The 15255-nt window shown below is 70.0% G+C and carries 16 protein-coding genes and 1 pseudogene; 6 read left to right on the top strand and 11 right to left on the bottom strand.

The genetic code is table 11. From position 1 onward, the window contains the following. Positions 1 to 72: 72 nt before the first annotated feature. On the bottom strand, positions 73 to 573 hold the full coding sequence (locus VMF51_RS16395) for an Rv3235 family protein (protein ID WP_325475528.1): 501 nt from the start codon (positions 571 to 573) through the stop codon (positions 73 to 75). After that, a complete protein-coding gene (locus tag VMF51_RS16400; RefSeq protein ID WP_325475529.1) occupies positions 570 to 1220 on the bottom strand; it encodes a LysM domain-containing protein in 651 nt (216 codons plus the stop codon). Before VMF51_RS16400 ends, VMF51_RS16395 begins: the two co-directional genes overlap by 4 nt. Positions 1221 to 1325: 105 nt before the next feature. Between VMF51_RS16400 and VMF51_RS16405 the strand changes: the two genes are divergently transcribed. After that, complete coding sequence (locus tag VMF51_RS16405; RefSeq protein WP_325475530.1) at positions 1326 to 1862, top strand: hypothetical protein; 537 nt, start codon at positions 1326 to 1328, stop codon at positions 1860 to 1862. Between the two features lie 24 nt (positions 1863 to 1886). On the opposite strand, the gene VMF51_RS16410 is transcribed toward VMF51_RS16405, so the two are convergent. The 6 genes from VMF51_RS16410 to VMF51_RS16435 all read right to left on the bottom strand — a co-directional run bounded on the left by VMF51_RS16410 (position 1887) and on the right by VMF51_RS16435 (position 8314). After that, positions 1887 to 2216: a sec-independent translocase gene (locus tag VMF51_RS16410; RefSeq protein ID WP_325475531.1), complete on the bottom strand. Its 330-nt coding sequence runs from the start codon at positions 2214 to 2216 to the stop codon at positions 1887 to 1889. Between the two features lie 3 nt (positions 2217 to 2219). Beyond that, positions 2220 to 3383, bottom strand: a complete 1164-nt coding sequence (locus VMF51_RS16415) for an Mrp/NBP35 family ATP-binding protein (protein WP_325475532.1) — start codon at positions 3381 to 3383, stop codon at positions 2220 to 2222. Between the two features lie 11 nt (positions 3384 to 3394). Beyond that, on the bottom strand, positions 3395 to 3922 hold the full coding sequence (locus VMF51_RS16420; protein WP_325475533.1) for a DUF1003 domain-containing protein: 528 nt from the start codon (positions 3920 to 3922) through the stop codon (positions 3395 to 3397). Then, positions 3915 to 5198: a magnesium transporter MgtE N-terminal domain-containing protein gene (locus VMF51_RS16425; RefSeq protein ID WP_325475534.1), complete on the bottom strand. Its 1284-nt coding sequence runs from the start codon at positions 5196 to 5198 to the stop codon at positions 3915 to 3917. Before VMF51_RS16425 ends, VMF51_RS16420 begins: the two co-directional genes overlap by 8 nt. Further along, entirely contained in the window at positions 5195 to 7117 is a 1923-nt protein-coding gene (locus tag VMF51_RS16430; protein ID WP_325475535.1) for an alkaline phosphatase family protein, read from the bottom strand. The genes VMF51_RS16425 and VMF51_RS16430 overlap by 4 nt, the downstream gene beginning before the upstream one ends. Before the next feature lie 96 nt (positions 7118 to 7213). Continuing rightward, positions 7214 to 8314, bottom strand: a complete 1101-nt coding sequence (locus VMF51_RS16435) for a glycosyltransferase family 2 protein (protein WP_325475536.1) — start codon at positions 8312 to 8314, stop codon at positions 7214 to 7216. A gap of 80 nt (positions 8315 to 8394) precedes the next feature. Here VMF51_RS16435 and VMF51_RS16440 point away from each other — a divergent pair, with 80 nt between their 5' ends. The 5 genes from VMF51_RS16440 (at position 8395) to VMF51_RS25890 (ending at position 12815) form a co-directional block, all read left to right on the top strand. Then, positions 8395 to 9966, top strand: a complete 1572-nt coding sequence (locus tag VMF51_RS16440; protein ID WP_325475537.1) for a methyltransferase domain-containing protein — start codon at positions 8395 to 8397, stop codon at positions 9964 to 9966. Beyond that, complete coding sequence (locus VMF51_RS16445) at positions 9963 to 10178, top strand: DUF6752 domain-containing protein (protein ID WP_325475538.1); 216 nt, start codon at positions 9963 to 9965, stop codon at positions 10176 to 10178. Before VMF51_RS16440 ends, VMF51_RS16445 begins: the two co-directional genes overlap by 4 nt. 248 nt (positions 10179 to 10426) lie before the next feature. After that, the gene (locus tag VMF51_RS16450; RefSeq protein ID WP_325475539.1) at positions 10427 to 11755 is read left to right on the top strand and encodes an HNH endonuclease signature motif containing protein; all 1329 of its coding nucleotides are present in this window, start codon (positions 10427 to 10429) and stop codon (positions 11753 to 11755) included. A 251-nt stretch (positions 11756 to 12006) separates the two neighbouring features. Further along, the gene (locus VMF51_RS16455) at positions 12007 to 12480 is read left to right on the top strand and encodes a hypothetical protein (RefSeq protein ID WP_325475540.1); all 474 of its coding nucleotides are present in this window, start codon (positions 12007 to 12009) and stop codon (positions 12478 to 12480) included. Next, positions 12477 to 12815: a TIR domain-containing protein gene (locus VMF51_RS25890; RefSeq protein WP_414689479.1), complete on the top strand. Its 339-nt coding sequence runs from the start codon at positions 12477 to 12479 to the stop codon at positions 12813 to 12815. Before VMF51_RS16455 ends, VMF51_RS25890 begins: the two co-directional genes overlap by 4 nt. A 460-nt stretch (positions 12816 to 13275) precedes the next feature. On the opposite strand, the gene VMF51_RS16460 is transcribed toward VMF51_RS25890, so the two are convergent. The 3 genes and pseudogenes from VMF51_RS16460 to VMF51_RS25935 form a co-directional block, all read right to left on the bottom strand. Next, positions 13276 to 14196: a hypothetical protein gene (locus tag VMF51_RS16460; RefSeq protein WP_325475541.1), complete on the bottom strand. Its 921-nt coding sequence runs from the start codon at positions 14194 to 14196 to the stop codon at positions 13276 to 13278. Next, entirely contained in the window at positions 14196 to 15110 is a 915-nt protein-coding gene (locus VMF51_RS16465) for an AAA family ATPase (protein ID WP_325475542.1), read from the bottom strand. The genes VMF51_RS16460 and VMF51_RS16465 overlap by 1 nt, the downstream gene beginning before the upstream one ends. 33 nt (positions 15111 to 15143) lie before the next feature. Further along, a pseudogene (locus tag VMF51_RS25935) lies at positions 15144 to 15255 on the bottom strand (IS30 family transposase); the annotation flags it as partial.

The raw sequence follows: 15255 nt of genomic DNA on the forward strand, positions 1-15255 counted from the left end.
GTCGCCGACCCGGCGCGAACTCGCGCCGGGTCGGCACCACACTCACGCCGGGTCGGCGTTTCGGGGTGAGGGTCAGGCGAACTCCAGGGCGGTGCAGACCCAGCGAGGAGCGGGGTCGTGCCGGCCCCGCTTGAGCTCGAAGCGGGCGGCGACGGCGCGGGAGCGCTCGCCGTACCGCACGTGGACCCCGGCCTCGACGACGCCGCGGTCCAGGAAGCAGGCGCGGACGCTGAGCACCTGGGGGCGGACGGGCTGAACCCGGGCGACGCCGGGCTGGTGACCGCCGGCGCGGGCGACGAGCAGGGCGCGGCGGTGCAGGTCGCCGTAGACCTCGCTGGTCGTCCAGCGCAGCAGCTGCGTCGCCGGGCGGTCGCCGCCGACGATCTCGACGGCCGCCTGTGCGAAGCGGTGCGCCCAGCGCTCGATGTCGCGCTGACGCCGGGCGTCCACCCGCGAGCGGACGCGCGGCGGCTCCTGGCGCGGCTGAAGGTCGAGGGCGAGCGTGCCCTGCACGCTGGCGATGGGGACCGGAACGCGGAGCGGTACGACGTTGTCGGGTCGGGACTGGCTCATGACGGCTCCTCGGGAGGTGCGGGCAGCCGCAGCTGCTGGCCGGGGTGGATCAGGTCGGGGTCCGGCCCGACGACGGGCCGGTTGAGGTCGTAGAGGCGCCGCCACTGGCGGTCGACCTCGGCCGGCGAGGCGTCCGGGCCGAGCTGGGCGGCAGCCAGGTCCCACAGCGAGTCGCCCGGCCGGACCGTCGCCGGGTCGGTCGGTGAGGCAGGCGGCATCAGGACCACCGGGGTCGCCGGAGCCGCGGCCGCAGGCGGTGCCGCGCTGCCCGTGGCCCGGTCGGGGAGGGGCAGGCCGGACAGTCCGGGGTCGGCCGAGGCCGGGACTGCCAGGCCGGCGGCCAGGGTGGTCCCGCAGGCCAGGAGCACCAGACGCCGCCAGGGCGCGGGGACGCCCGGCACCCGCCGCGCCGCCTGCCCCCGGGCCGCCTGGAGGACGACCGTCGTGGTCGCCAGCCAGGCCCAGGCGCAACACGCGAGCAGGGTCGCGGAGCAGCAGCGGAGCAGCGCGCTCTCCAGGTCCGCCCCGGGACCGCTCACGAGCGCCAGGGCGTCCGCATGCAGCACGGCGGCGGCGAGGACCGCGGCGACGGTGCTGACCAGCCACACGAGGGTGCAGCGCAGCGGGCGGGCGCAGGAGGCAGACATCCGAGAACCTTTGCGTTTGCTTCTGTTTGCCTCAGTCAACGCATCTTTGACGGAGTCGTCAACGGCTTGTCCCCAGGCCGGTGCTTCCTGTGGCAGGCTCGGGACATGGCCTGGGAGAACGACCTTTTCGCGTTCCTCGAGGACCTGGAGCAGCAGGCGGACGCGCTCTACGACGCCGAGCGGGCGCCCGAGCTGGCCGACCGCAGCCGCGCGGAGTACCAGCAGGTCACCCTGGCCAGCCGGCTGGCCGCGTCGGCCGGGCTGGAGGTGGGGCTCGAGGTGAGCGGCGTCGGCACCCTCGCCGGCGTCCTCGAACGGGTCGCCGAGCAGTGGTGCCTGGTGCGCGCCGCGGACCAGGACTGGGTCGTCACCCTCGCCGCGATCCGCTCGGTCAGCGGCGCGTCGCCGCGTTCGGTCCCCGAGGCGGCCTGGTCACCGCTGGCCCGGCTCGGCCGGTCCTCGGTGCTGCGCCGGCTGGCCGAGGCGGGGGAGCGGTGCGTGCTGCACGACACCGCCGGGGGACGCGTGGACGGCGTACCCCGCCGGGTGGGCGCCGACTTCGTGGAGGTCGAGGTCGGGGAGGCGGGACGGACCGTGCTGGTCGCCTTCGCGACGCTCGCCGCGGTGCAGAGCCGGGACTGAGTCGGGAGGGAGCCGGGGCCGCCGTCAGGTCGCGTCGACGTCGTACGGCGGGATCTCGCCGTCCTGGAGCGAGCGCAGGCCGCGCCGGCGGGGAGTCTGCTCGTCGGCGTCCTCCATCGCCTCGACGATGTGCTTGCGCACGATCGTGCGGGGGTCGAGGTCGCGCAGCTCGAGGTCGGCGTACTCCGGGCCGAGCTCGTCCCGCAGCTCGTCGCGAGCGGCGTTGGCGAGCTGGCGGGCCTTGCGCACCATCGCGCCGGCCTGCTTCGCCAGCTCGGGCAGCCGGTCCGGGCCGAAGACCAGGACCGCGACGAACGCGATGACGGCGAACTCCGGCAGACCGACCCCGAACACGCGTCAGAACTTACTGGTCGGCGTCAGCCCGAGCTGCATCCCGGCGAGGCCGCGTCCGCGACCCGACAGCGTGGCGGCGATGCCGGAGAGCTCCCGCGCGGCGGGGGCCGTGGGGTCGGCCTCGACGATCGGCTTGCCGACGTCGCCGCCCTCGCGCAGGGACTGGTCGAGCGGGATCCGGCCGAGCACCGGTACGTCGTACCCGAAGCGGGTCGAGAGGGTGGACGCGACGCGCTCGCCACCGCCGCTGCCGAAGACCTCCAGGCGGTGGTCCTTGCCCTCCTCGGTGCAGTGCGGGCAGGGCAGGTAGCTCATGTTCTCGACGACGCCGACGACGCGCTGGTGCATCATCGAGGCCATCGTGCCGGCACGCTCGGCCACCTCCGCCGCGGCCTCCTGCGGCGTGGTGACCACGACGACCTCGGCGCCGGGCAGGTGCTGCCCGAGCGAGATGGCGACGTCGCCGGTGCCGGGCGGCAGGTCGAGCAGGAGGACGTCGAGGTCGCCCCAGTAGACGTCCGCGAGCATCTGGACCAGCGCCCGGTCGAGCATCGGGCCGCGCCAGGCGACGACCTGGTCGCGGCGCGGCTTCAGCATGCCGATCGAGATCACCGAGACGCCCGAGGGCGTCGGGACGGGCATGATCAGGTCGTCGACCTGGGTGGGGCGGGCGTCGGCCACGCCGAGCATCGCGGGCACCGAGTGGCCGTAGATGTCCGCGTCGACGAGGCCGACCTTGAGTCCCTGCTGGGCCAGCGCGAGCGCGAGGTTGACCGTCACCGAGGACTTGCCGACGCCGCCCTTGCCGCTGGCGATCGCGAAGACCTTGGTCAGCGACCCCGGCTGCGCGAACGGGATCTCCCGCTGGGCCTTGCCGTCGCTGAGGATGTCCTTGAGCCCGGCCCGCTGCTCCGCGCTCATCACGCCGAGCGTCAGGTCGACGCCGCTCACGCCGTCGACGCCGTCGACGGCCGCCGTGACGTCCCGGTTGATCGTGTCCTTGAGGGGGCAGCCCGCCACCGTCAGCAGCACGGTGATGTGCGCGAGGCCGGCGTCGTCGATCTCGACGGAGTCGACCATCCCCAGCTCGGTGATGGGCCGCTTGATCTCCGGGTCGTTGACCGTGGCGAGCGCGGCGTTGACCTGCTCGAGAAGGGTGGTGCTCATGATCACCGAGTCTAGGTGGTCGACCGTCCGGGATCCTCGTCGGCGACGTGAGACTCCGCACGCTCGTCGAGCTCGCTGAGCAGGGCGCGCAGCTCCGAGCGGAGGAAGTCGCGGGTCGCGACCTCGCCGACGGCCATCCGCAGGGACGCGACCTCGCGGGCCAGGAACTCCATGTCGGCGTGGGCGCGGGCATCGGCCTGACGGTCCTGCTCGGCGATCACCCGGTCGCGCGCCTCCTGGCGGTTCTGGGCCAGCAGGATCAGCGGGGCGGCGTACGACGCCTGCAGGCTGAGCATCAGGGTCAGGAAGATGAACGGGTAGTCGTCCCACTTCAGGTCGTCGGGGGCCAGGGCGTTCCAGCCGACCCAGATGACGACGAAGCCGGTCATGTAGAGCAGGAACTTCGCGGTCCCCATGAACCGGGCGAACTGCTCGGCGAAGACCCCGAACGTGTCGGAGTCGTACGCCGGCCGGCGTACGAGGGGACGGCGCAGCTCGCGCGGCGCGTCGAGCCGGCTGCGCGGCGACCGCTCAGCCACGGGAACCACCCTGTCGGCCCTGGCGCCGCTCGGTGGACCGGATCGCCTGGTCGCGCCAGCCCTCCGGGAGCATGTGGTCGAGCAGGTCGTCGACGCTCACGGCACCGACGAGGTGGCCGTTGTCGTCGACGACGGGCGCGGCGACGAGGTTGTACGTCGCCAGGTGGGCCGCGACCTGGTCGATCGTCGCCTCCGGGCGCAGCGGGTCCATGGAGTCGTCGAGCGCACCGGCCACGAGGGTGGACGGGGGCTCGCGCAGCAGCCGCTGGATGTGGGCCACCCCGAGGAACCGGCCTGTCGGTGTCTCCAGCGGCGGGCGGCAGACGTAGACCAGCGCGGCCAGGGCGGGCGTCAGCTCGGGGTTGCGGACGTGGGCCAGGGCGTCGGCGATGGTCGCGTCCGGGCCGAGGATGACCGGCTCGGGGGTCATCATCGCGCCGGCGGTGTTCTCGACGTACGACATCAGGCGCCGGACGTCCTCGGCCTCCTCGGGCTCCATGAGCTCCAGGAGGGCCTCGGCGGTCTCGGGCGAGAGCTCCGCGATCAGGTCGGCGGCGTCGTCGGGCGACATCTCCTCCAGGACGTCGGCGGCACGCTCGGAGTCGAGATGGCTGAGGATCTCGACCTGGTCCTCCTCGGGCAGCTCCTCCAGGACGTCGGCGAGCCGCTCGTCGTCGAGCGCGGCCACCACCGCCGTCCGGCGCTCCACGGGCAGGTCGTGGATCATGTTGGCGGCATCGGCCGGGCGCATCTCGTTGAGCGCGTGCACGAGGTGGGTGGCGCCCTGGGTCTCCTCGCGACGGCTGAGCCCCTCGACGTCGCGCCACTCGACGACATGGGTCTGTCCCCGGCGGCGCAGCCCCTTGGCGGGCTCCTGGACGGCGACCCGGCTGAGCACCCAGTCACGGTTGCGGGCCTGCTCCATCGCGACGTCGTACACGACCCCGACGACGCCGCTGGAGGAGATGGTCACGGTGCGGTCGAGCATCTGCCCGATCACCAGGGTCTCGGTCGAGCGCTGCTCGAAGCGGCGCATGTTGAGCAGCCCGGTCGTGTAGACCTGTCCGGCGTCGATGTTGGTCACCCGGGTCATCGGCACGAAGATCCGCCGCCGTCCGAACACCTCGGCCACCAGCCCGAGGACCCGTGGTTGGCTCACCTCCGAGCGGATCGCCACCACCAGGTCGCGGACCTTGCCGACCTGGTCGCCCTGCGGGTCGAAGATCGGCAGACCGACCAGGCGGGCTGCGTAGACCCGCGAGGGTGCGGTGCTCATGACCGTGGAACGGAGCCCACGGGCGTGGTGAGGGACGGATCGAACACGTTGAGATTCTGCCTGCTGTTGATGCCGCTCCCGGCGACCACCGGCAGGCGGAGCACGCTCGTCACCAGGTTGGCGACGGCCGCGGTCCGGATCGGCTGCCGGCCGGTGTACTTCGAGCGACGTGCGGCGGCCGTGGTGTAGCTCGGGTTGATCGTGTACAGGTCGCCGCGGAAGACGCCCGGACCCCAGACCATCAGGGGGACGACGCGGCTGGAGGTCGGCGACGGGCCGGTGCTGCTCGCCGTGACGACGACCATCGTGGAGCCGGCCGTGCGCGGCGTGTTGTTGATCGTCCGCAGGATCCGGTTGACGCGGGCGTCGGCGAGGCGGAGCGCCGCGAGGTACTTCCTGCTGCGCGGGCCGTACTTCTCGGCGGCCCGGGCGGGGTCGTCGAGCTGGACGAAGGTCAGGGTGGGCGCCGACTTCGCGAGCTGCTTGCGGGCCGCGCGGAAGGCGGCGTTGTCGCGGTCGCCCACGACGACGCGGTTGAACTTGCCGCGGCCGTTGTTCCTGCCGACGCGGTCGGCGGCGCCGTTGCGGGAGTTCCAGGAGCGCACGATCAGGTTGGACCGCGCGTCTCCGGAGTAGAAGCCGGTCGTCATGCCCACGTCGTGGGCGACGTCGAACATGCTCGTGACGTAGCGACCCGCGGCGCGGTGCACGGTCGTGCTTCCTCGGGTCGACGCCGTCGCGATGCCGTGTCCGCCGTCCTTGCGGCGGACCGGGCGACCGGTGATCATGCTGACGGCGTTGGGCAGCGCGGTGGTCCGCTCCTGCAGGGTGCGCGCGGCCAGCGTGGACGCGCCCTTGCTGCGGATCCGCGCCAGCGCCGGGGTGGTGCGGGTGCGGATCACGGGGGAGCGCAGGCCCTGGACGTCGATCACGACGACCCGCTGGATCCCGGCCCGGGCCGCGGCGTCCGGCGCGATCGTGGCCGTGGCGTAGACGAGCGCGTGGTCGGTGGTCTTCTGGATCAGGCCCTTCTCCAGGGTGGTGTAGCCCGACCAGGAGATGTCCGGCGTGCCCATGATCCAGTTGACCTTCATCGGCCTGGTCGGCTGGCAGGCGCCGCCGGGGACGTCCTCGTGGTAGCCGCCGCTGGCCGACTCCAGCTCGGTCAGGTACGTCATCGGGCAGTAGAACTTCTCCCGGTCGTTCATGTCGCCGAGCAGGATCACCGGGATGTTCGGGTTCTGGCGGCGCAGGTTGTTGACCAGGGTCGCCTGGATGCGCTCGGCCTGGTCCCGCCACTTCTGCGCGTCGCCGCGGGTGTTGGCCGGGTTGTGGGTGTTGAGCACCCAGATCAGCTGGCCGGTGGCGTTGTTGCGCAGCTGGATGAGGGGCCGCGCCTGCATCTGACCGCCGAAGTACGGCGACATGAAGGTGGTCTGGCTGACCAGGGTCCAGTCGGCGGTCCGCCAGGCGATCGCCTTGGACTGCGCCGGGCCGGGCGCGTCCAGCCCGGGGGTGATCGACCAGGTGGCGCCGAGCAGCTTCGTGAACGCGGCGTACTGCTGGGGCTCGAACTCCTGGAAGCCGACCAGGTCGACGCCGGTCTGTTCCAGCAGCTGGGTCGCGTACCGCATCCGCTTGGGGCCGCTCTCCCAGCCGGGACGGTTGCCCCCGGGCCTGGTGTGGCTGTGGCCGAGGACGTTGAACGTGGCGACCTGGAAGGAGGTGTTGCCCGAGCGCAGCGCGGCGGCCGAGGCGGCGGCTGCGGGAGCGGCGGCGGCCGAGGCGGCGGTCGACGACCCGGTGGGGACGGCCGCGGCGACGCCGAGCGCGAGCGTGGCGGCTAGCGCGCCGACCAGGGCCCGGCGCCGGCGGGAGACGGGAGCCGAGGGCTCGGAGGAACGGCTCGACTGGCGCATGACAGGACTCCCGATGACGGCGGCGACTGGTTCATGGTAGGTGATGTTGTTGGGATTGGTGTGGTTCGTGTGACTCGCCCACCGCTCGACGAGCGGTCAGGAACGCCGGAGCCGACCCAGTCCGCGGCGGACCGCGTCCGTGGCCGGCTTCGTGGCCGGCGCCTCCGCGGCGGTGTCCTGGCCGCTTCCCTTCTTGGCGTCCTTCTTGCGGTCGCTGTCGGGGAGGAACTGCCACTTGTCCTGGTCGCGCAGCTCCTCCAGCATGCCGACCAGCCGGGCCCGCTCGGCGTCGGGCAGGGGCTCGGGCGTGTGCGTGCCCTGCAGCGGGTCGATCTCGCGCAGCAGGCCGAGGTCGCGCAGCAGGTCGACCGGGTCGGCCATGTGCCGCTCGTAGATCAGCTCGAAGAAGCGGGCGCGCTGCTCGTCGGGCAGGTCCTTGCCCACCACGGCCTTCAGGGCGGTCGCCAGCTGCATCCGGTGGGGTCCGAAGTGCATCTGGGGGCCGGAGCCGACCATCGCGGTCCACTTCCGGACGAACTCCTCCCCGGAGTACGACTCCAGGTGCAGCATCTCGAACCCGGCGCGGTGGACCAGGGGCAGGCGGTTGTCGTCGTTGTCCGTGGCCTTGTGGATGCCCAGCCACACGTCGGCCTGCGGGCGTACGCCGACCTTCCCGGCGATGTGGCTGCGGAAGTAGAGGGAGTTCGTCGGCTCGGCCAGCACGCCCAGGACCTGCAGGAGGGCGAGGTCTCCGTCCTTGAGCAGGGGCTTGAACAGCCGCGGCTCCCCGGCGGGGTGCATCTCGCTGACGACCTCGAGCGGCTTGAGACCCACGGCCGGACGGCGCCGCGGCACCTTGGCGAGCTCCGCGCGGTCGATGCGCACGATCTCGTCGGCGTCGACGTGGAAGAGCCACTCCGCCCAGTCGAGACGGCGCAGCACGGCTCGGGCCAGGTTCGCATTGACGCGCTGGCGCTTGTTGAGGAGCTGGGGGCGTCGGCCCTGCCACCACGACTCGTCGGTGACCACGACGGTCACCTGGGGCTGGGCCGTCAGCCACGCGAGCACCTCGTCCTCGGGACCGTCGGAGTCGTCGAGGAAGACGATGAGGTGGTCGGCGCCACCGGCGAGGTTGCCCCGGACGAAGCGCTGCACGTTCGCCAGGCGGTCCTTGAGAGTGGTGACGGTGACGATCACGCCGGGCACTCTAGAGGAGGGGTCGACCCGGGCCGCCGCCGACGACGCCCCGGCGGCGCCGGATGACTAGCATGACCCGCATGCCACCCCGGACGACGGCGCCCGTCACCGACCTCGCCGTCGATGACCGAGGTCTCAGCTTCACCGCCACCGACGACGTACCGGCCAACGTGCTCTTCGACGGCCAGCGGGTCTTCTCCCTCTGGCTCAAGCGCGACACGACGGGCGAGGACGAGCGCCGCCACTACGACTGGCCGCCCGCGCTGCGACGCTTCCTCGACGGCTCGGTCGAGGTCGCCCTGGCCGACCCGGTCGACGACACCGTGTGGCTGTCGACCTCCGTCCGGCTCGGTGGCGGCGAGGGGCCGATCAGCGTGCGGGACCGGGACGGGAACCCGCTCGCGCTCGACAAGAGCCTGCGGCTGACCCGGCTGTTCGGCGACCGCGACCCCGACCAGATGCTCCCGCTGCTCGACACCATCGAGGTGGTGCTCGGCGCCCTGGAGGAGGCGGGCGTCGAGCCGTTCGTCGCGTACGGCACCCTCCTCGGCGCGGTCCGCGACCAGGACTTCATCGGCCACGACTCCGACGCCGACCTCGGCTACGTCAGCCGCTTCGAGCACCCCGTCGACGTCATCCGGGAGTCCTTCCAGCTGCAGCGCCGGCTGCGCGAGATGGGCTTCCCGGTGCACCGCTACAGCGGTCTCGGGCTGAAGGTGGTCGCCCGGGAGGCCGACGGGTCGCCGCGCGGCCTCGACGTCTTCGGCGGGTTCATGCGCGACGACATGCTCTACCTGATGGGGGAGGTCGGCCACCCCTTCCGCCGGGAGTGGCTCTACCCCCGCAGTCCGGTCGTGCTGGCCGGCCGGGAGTTCCCGGCACCGGCCCAGCCGGACCACCTCCTCGAGGCGATGTACGGCCCGACCTGGCGTACGCCGGACCCGGCGTACCAGTTCACGACGCCGCGCAGCACCCAGCGCCGGCTCTCCGGCTGGTTCCGCGGCACCCGGGTCGGCATCGACGAGCGCTGGGCGAAGAAGCGGGACGGGACGACCGCGCCCTCCCGGCGCGCCCCGAGCACCTTCGTGCGCTGGGTCGGCCGCCGCGAGGGCGGTACGGCGACGTTCGTCGACGTCGGCTGCGGCGAGGGCGCCGATGCGCTGTGGCTGAGCCGGACCGGCACCCGGGTCGTCGGCCTGGACTTCTTCGGCCCCGACCTGCGCCGGGCGCAGGGCCGCGCCGAGCGCAAGGGCCTGCAGACCGAGTTCGCCTGGGTCAACCTCCACGAGCTGCGCTCGGTGCTCTCCGTCGGTGCCTGGCTCGCCCGCGAGGAGGGGCCGCGGGTCGTCCTCGCCCACCACGTCGTGGACGCGGTCGACCGGACCGGACTGGCCCACCTGCTGCGCCTGGCCCGCACGATCACCCGTGACTCGGGCCGGTGCTACCTGCAGTTCCAGACCGTCGCCACGGACAACTCCCGGCAGGCGGGCCTGCGCGCGGTCCCCGCCGAGCGGGTGGTCGAGGCGGTGCGGGAGCGCGGCGGCCGGGTCGAGGAGCTGGTCGAGCTCACCGAGGCGCAGGTGGGAATCCCCGGGGCAGCGGCGGACGCCGGCCCCTCGTTGTGCAGGATGGTGGTCTCATGGAGTCGATGAAGAGGTTGTTCCGCAGCCGGGCCGCGATGCAGGAGCGCATGCGCGTGCTCGAGGAGGAGGTGCAGGAGTGCCGCCAGCTCAACGTGCGCCTCGCCGAGCTCTGCGACGTGGTCACCGAGCTGCTGCTCCCCGTCGCCGACCGTGACGAGGCCGCCGTACGCGCGATCCTCGACAAGTACCGCTCGGACGTCGGCGACCCGCTCGCCCGCTGAGCGGACCGGCTCTTCGGCCTGGGCACAGGCCGGCTGTCGACGGCGCCTATCGCTGTAGTAGTGCGGGCACTGCGCGCGACGACCCACAAGAACCGAAACGCCGCGAGGTCGAGCCCCCTGTGGAGGTAGTCACGACGCCACGTGCGGCATTTCGCAGCACCGGGTCGAGGGTGTGGAAACTCGGTTGCGATCGAACGTGCGTTCGACGATATTGAGATGGTCATCCCGTAGAGCTCTCGGAGGCTCGCATGGCCCACCCGATCCGCCAAGCCGCGGCCGAGATCGACGGTGCGCTGAAGTCGGTCGCCGACGTGAACCCGGCCTTCATGACCGCGCCGGACAAGGCGGCAGCCCTGGTCGAGCTGGCCGCGATCGAGGCACGGGTCGCCGAGCTCCGGCTCCGGGTCACCGCCGACGCCTCCGACGTGGCCGAGGAGACCGGCGCCCGCGACGCAGGTGCCTGGACGGCAGCCGCCACGCACCGCCGCCGCGGCGACTGCGCGGCCGAGTTCCGTCTCGCCCTGGCCCTTCCGGACCGGCCGGTGCTCGCCGCCGCGTTGCGCGAGGGCCGCGTGAACCTCGACCAGGCCCACGTCATCGCCACCGCCCTGGCCAAGCTGCCCGCCGACGTCTCCTCGTCCGTGGTCGACGAGGCCGAGGCCGCCCTGGTGGGGTACGCCGACCGCTTCGACCCCACCGAGCTCGCCCGCCTGGGCCGTCGCATCCTCGACGTCATCGCCCCCGAGATCGCCGAAGCGGTCGAGGCCCGCCACCTGGCCGACCTCGAAGCCTCCGCCCACCAGCGGATGCGCCTGGGCCTCCGCGCCCTCGGGGACGGCACGACCCGCATCACCGGCCTGATCCCCGATGCCTCCGCCGCGAGACTCGCGACCTGCCTCCACGCCTTCACGAACCCCCGCCGCGATGACACCGCCCCGGCGGCTGACCCGTCGCTGGTGGAGGAGGGACCGAACGCCGACTCAACGCTGGTTGAGGTGCGAGCGAAGCGAGCCTCGAAACCCAGTGAGCCGACCAGCAGCCCCGCCCCCTACGGACGCAAGGCAGCGCGAGCGTTCTGCCAACTCCTGGAGACTCTCGACCCGGCGCGCCTCCCGATCCACGGCGGCGACGCCACCACTCTCGTCGTGACCATGAGCCTGGATTCGCTCCGCGCCGACCTCGCAACCGCAACGCTCGGCAACCCCGCCCCCGGCGACTCCCACGACCGCATCACCGCCGAGGAAGCCCGCCGCCTCGCCTGCACCGCCGGCATCGTCCCCGCCGTCCTCAACGGCCAGAGCGAAGTCCTCGACCTCGGCCGCTCCCAACGCTTCTTCAATCGTGCCCAGCGCCGCGCCCTCGGGCTCCGCGACGGCGAATGCCGAGCGGAGGGCTGCCACATTCCGGCGCCGTGGTGCGAGGCCCACCACGCCGGCACTCCCTGGGCCGCCGGCGGCCGCACCGACCTCGCCGACGGACAGCTCCTCTGCTCCCACCATCACCATCGAGCCCACGACCCGACCTACGCCACCGAACGCCTTCCTGGCGGCGGCGTCAGATTCCACCGACGAACGTAGATCAGCAGTGCCCGTCATTGGCGGCGAAATGACGCGGCGCGTGCCACCAGGCGTGCGGGATCTGGTCCTAACACTCCGGCGCGGTGGGTGTCGTCCATTGCTGGCCCGATGAGGGCACCATCAGTCGGAACTCGTTGAGGCTGCGGGTTCCATGGTTCCAATAGAGTCAGGTCGTGAAGCGAAGGAGCCGTCAGCCATGTGTGCCCACCCCGCATCTGCCAGCCAGCGCAGCACGTGGCAACGGTACGTCCATGAGTGACCCGGGCACCACAGCCGACACGTTGGACAAGGAACAGATCGATCAGTTGCACGCCGCGACATTGCAAGTGTCGAGCAACTGCTTTGAGTTGAAGAAGCTCTGCGCGACAGTCATAGTCGCCGCGGGGACGCTGATCGCGCTCCTCAGCAACCGTGAACTCAATCAGGCAATCTTTGTCGGCGGTCTGGTCGTCGTGGCGGTGTTCTGGTGTGCCGACGCACAGAGCTACTACATCCAAGTCAAGTTGCGGGCCAGGATGAAAGAGCTCCTGCGAGACCGGGTAAAACGTGTCCCCGAACTCAGCAGTTACGCGTCCGACGGTGTCGGCTTGCCGGTCGAAGATCAGCCTGCGCATTGGCATCGGGTCCTCCACGCATTCTTCAATGCCTCGATGCTCTACTACTTCCTTGTTGCGTTTGTGGTGTTGACGGCATGGGCGGCGTATGCGAGCGGTCTGATCGAATGACCGTCGCGTTCCTGAGCTACTCCATGCGAGACGGCGCCCTCGACCTATCCGCCCTAGAACAAATTGCACATCAATTACATGGGGCGCACGAGTTCGTTTACGTCGACCGACTTCACAACAGGGACGTTCGTCCTCAGGACCATCTGGAACACGTGCTGCGGTCCTCGGTAACGCTATATGCGCTGCAAACCCCCGCGTTTCGCTTCTCGCCCTGGGTGCGCCGCGAGTTGTCGCTCGCCACACGTCTCAGGATCAGAATAGTTCCGGTTCGCTGGCCGACCGCCGGACAAGTGGCACCATGCAGCCGTGCACCGCAACGCATCGTTTCGGAGTAGGTGACATTCCGAAATGCGTCCTAACGACGCAACCTGGAGGAGTGATCATCGACTCGAGGTCGGATCGGACTGGTCGGGCGACTTGCACCCACGATCGTCGATGGTGACCTCGACAGCGCGAGTTCTCGTGGCCCGCGTCGTGGACGGACTTCGTGTCGGTCTTCAAGGAGTCGTCAGTCGGCACGCGGAGTAACACCACTCAGGGGATTCTTGCACCGCATCCTTATCTCCATGACTCGTCGGCGCAGAATCTCCGTTGACGTGCACTCGGTGCCGCGGCGGAGTTGAGATGTCCGCGTCGAGACCCTTCCGATGCTGAGTCGGAGGAAACAGCACGCGGGCTGGACCTTCCCACTTCTACATTAAGGCCTGTGGTTGCCGGAATAGCCCGCGCAATAGGCCTCTGTAAGACCGTCAGCTGCAACGACCTGTCGATTGGCGTTCGATCGCAGCAGCGTGGTCAAGTCCCCAGAACGGCTGCATGATATACGCCTTGAGCAGGTCCGAGGGCCGCAGATCCACCGTTGCAAAATGCGTTGCTAGCGGCGAGTGCGCGCAGCGCGACGGGCTCCCAGTGGTTGTTCCCTCGGCGAGCAGCAATAGAGGCGGCTTCTCGTTCGAGGTAGTACGCAACCGCGGATCCACCGTCCTCTGCAGCCTCATGAAGCATGACCAATTTTTCGAACATCAACTCAGTGGCCTGGGTCCCGTAGAGCTCCGCAAGCTCTAGGAGCTCAAAGTGCGATCGAAGCGTCTCGAACACCGCGTCACTCATGCTTGAGGGTTGCTCCACGACGAAGTCGACGACGACGGTGTCGTCGATGTCTACGGTCGCGACGAGGAACTGCTCGAGATTGGGCAACTCATCGCGGAAGGCATGAAGGTACGCGGCCCCTCCGTCAGCGCGGCGGTAGGTGTCCGACTTGGTCAGGTTACAGACGGCGCAGACAGGGATGAGGTTCACCGTCAGTGCCGTGAACTCGGGGAACAGGGAGTAGGGCAAGTAGTGGTCTAGCTGCCCGGAATCGCGGTGGCCGCACATGCAGCACTTCTTGCTTCTGCGAAGAAGGCGTAGACCGATATCGCGCCGCTTCGTGTATCGCAGAAGGTCGTAGTTTCCCTGCAGAGCCTTCACTTTCGGAGTATCAGGGTGCTCCTCGCCCGACTCGTCTTGCTGCTTCTTCTTCGTCTGGACGGGTACGGGCAGGACTGTCTGCAATGCGGTGACAGGGGTGGTGGTGCTGTAAGAGTTGTAGGCCGCCAGGACGGTTCCTCGCAAGTCAGAGAGCACTACCTGACGCGCGGTGCTGGCTTCGTGTCGAAGTTCGTCGAAGGTGTCGGCCTCGTTGGCCGCGTCAAAGGCGTAGTTAAGTTGGATCATCAGCGGGTGGCCCGCTTGAGCCGCAGAACGAGTGCACGAGCCTGGTCGCTCAGCCCAAGCGGAAATAGGGCATCAATTTCTTCTACGGTGTTGCTTGCGGCCAGCTCGGCCAGCGTTCCCTGATAGTCCGTTGCACTGCTATCCAGCGAGAAGGCGGCGCGTGTGACGGTCGAGAGATTCTCGCCGAACGTCTCGATATGCGGAGAAGACACCTCCGCGTCGTCTCCGAATCGGGATAACACGCGCACGTTGACTGCAGGAATCTCCTGCAAGACGACGGGGCTGTGCGTCGCCATCACTGCGAACGAGTCGTAGTGGTCTAGTAGTTGCTGGACTGATTTCATCAAGGCTGCCAGCAGCGGCGGATGAAGGTGAGTCTCAGGCTCGTCAAGGAGCACGAGAGAACGTCTCCGCAGATGGGCTGCCAACTGGACCACGATGTTAAGGACGATCTTATGACCTGTGCTGAGGTGACCGATCTGCTCGACTGCGAGGCCCTGGTCGGCGGCCCACATCGACGGCTGAATCCCGACACGCCCGAAGGACGGCTCACGCTCGAGCAACTGGAGTGCCTTCGTGACGGCGTCACGGTCGGCGTCGTCCCGGCGTCGCACGTCGTGCAACGCGCGAAGGAATTCGGCATCAATCTCATCGGGATTCTTCAGTTTGTAGCGCGAAGTTGATGGCGCCGTTGCGTCACTATCTGCGGCGGCCGGTTCCTGTCTCGCTGTCGAACTGTGTTCAGGGGCGGTGTCGGCGTTCTCATGCCCGTCGTGAGCCGCGTCGGTGTACTCATCCTGGCTGGCACCAGGCCCCTCAGCCGCTGCGATGCGACGTAGTCCGCAGTAGACATAGCCGAACGCCTCGGTGCGCGATTCCGCCAAATCGCCGTCGTCGGACGCATCGGGAAGCATGGGCAGGGCGGGGTCAACCGGTGGAAGCAACGTTCATGCTGCTGTCGGGTTCGACAGGAGCTCGGCCAGCGCTTGGGCTGGGGTCTTGAGTCCCAGGGTAGGGCGGGGTCGCTTGTTGAGGGTCGCGGCGATGCGTTCGAGGTCC

The organism is Nocardioides sp. (genome assembly GCF_035503875.1).
Lineage (GTDB): Bacteria > Actinomycetota > Actinomycetes > Propionibacteriales > Nocardioidaceae > Nocardioides.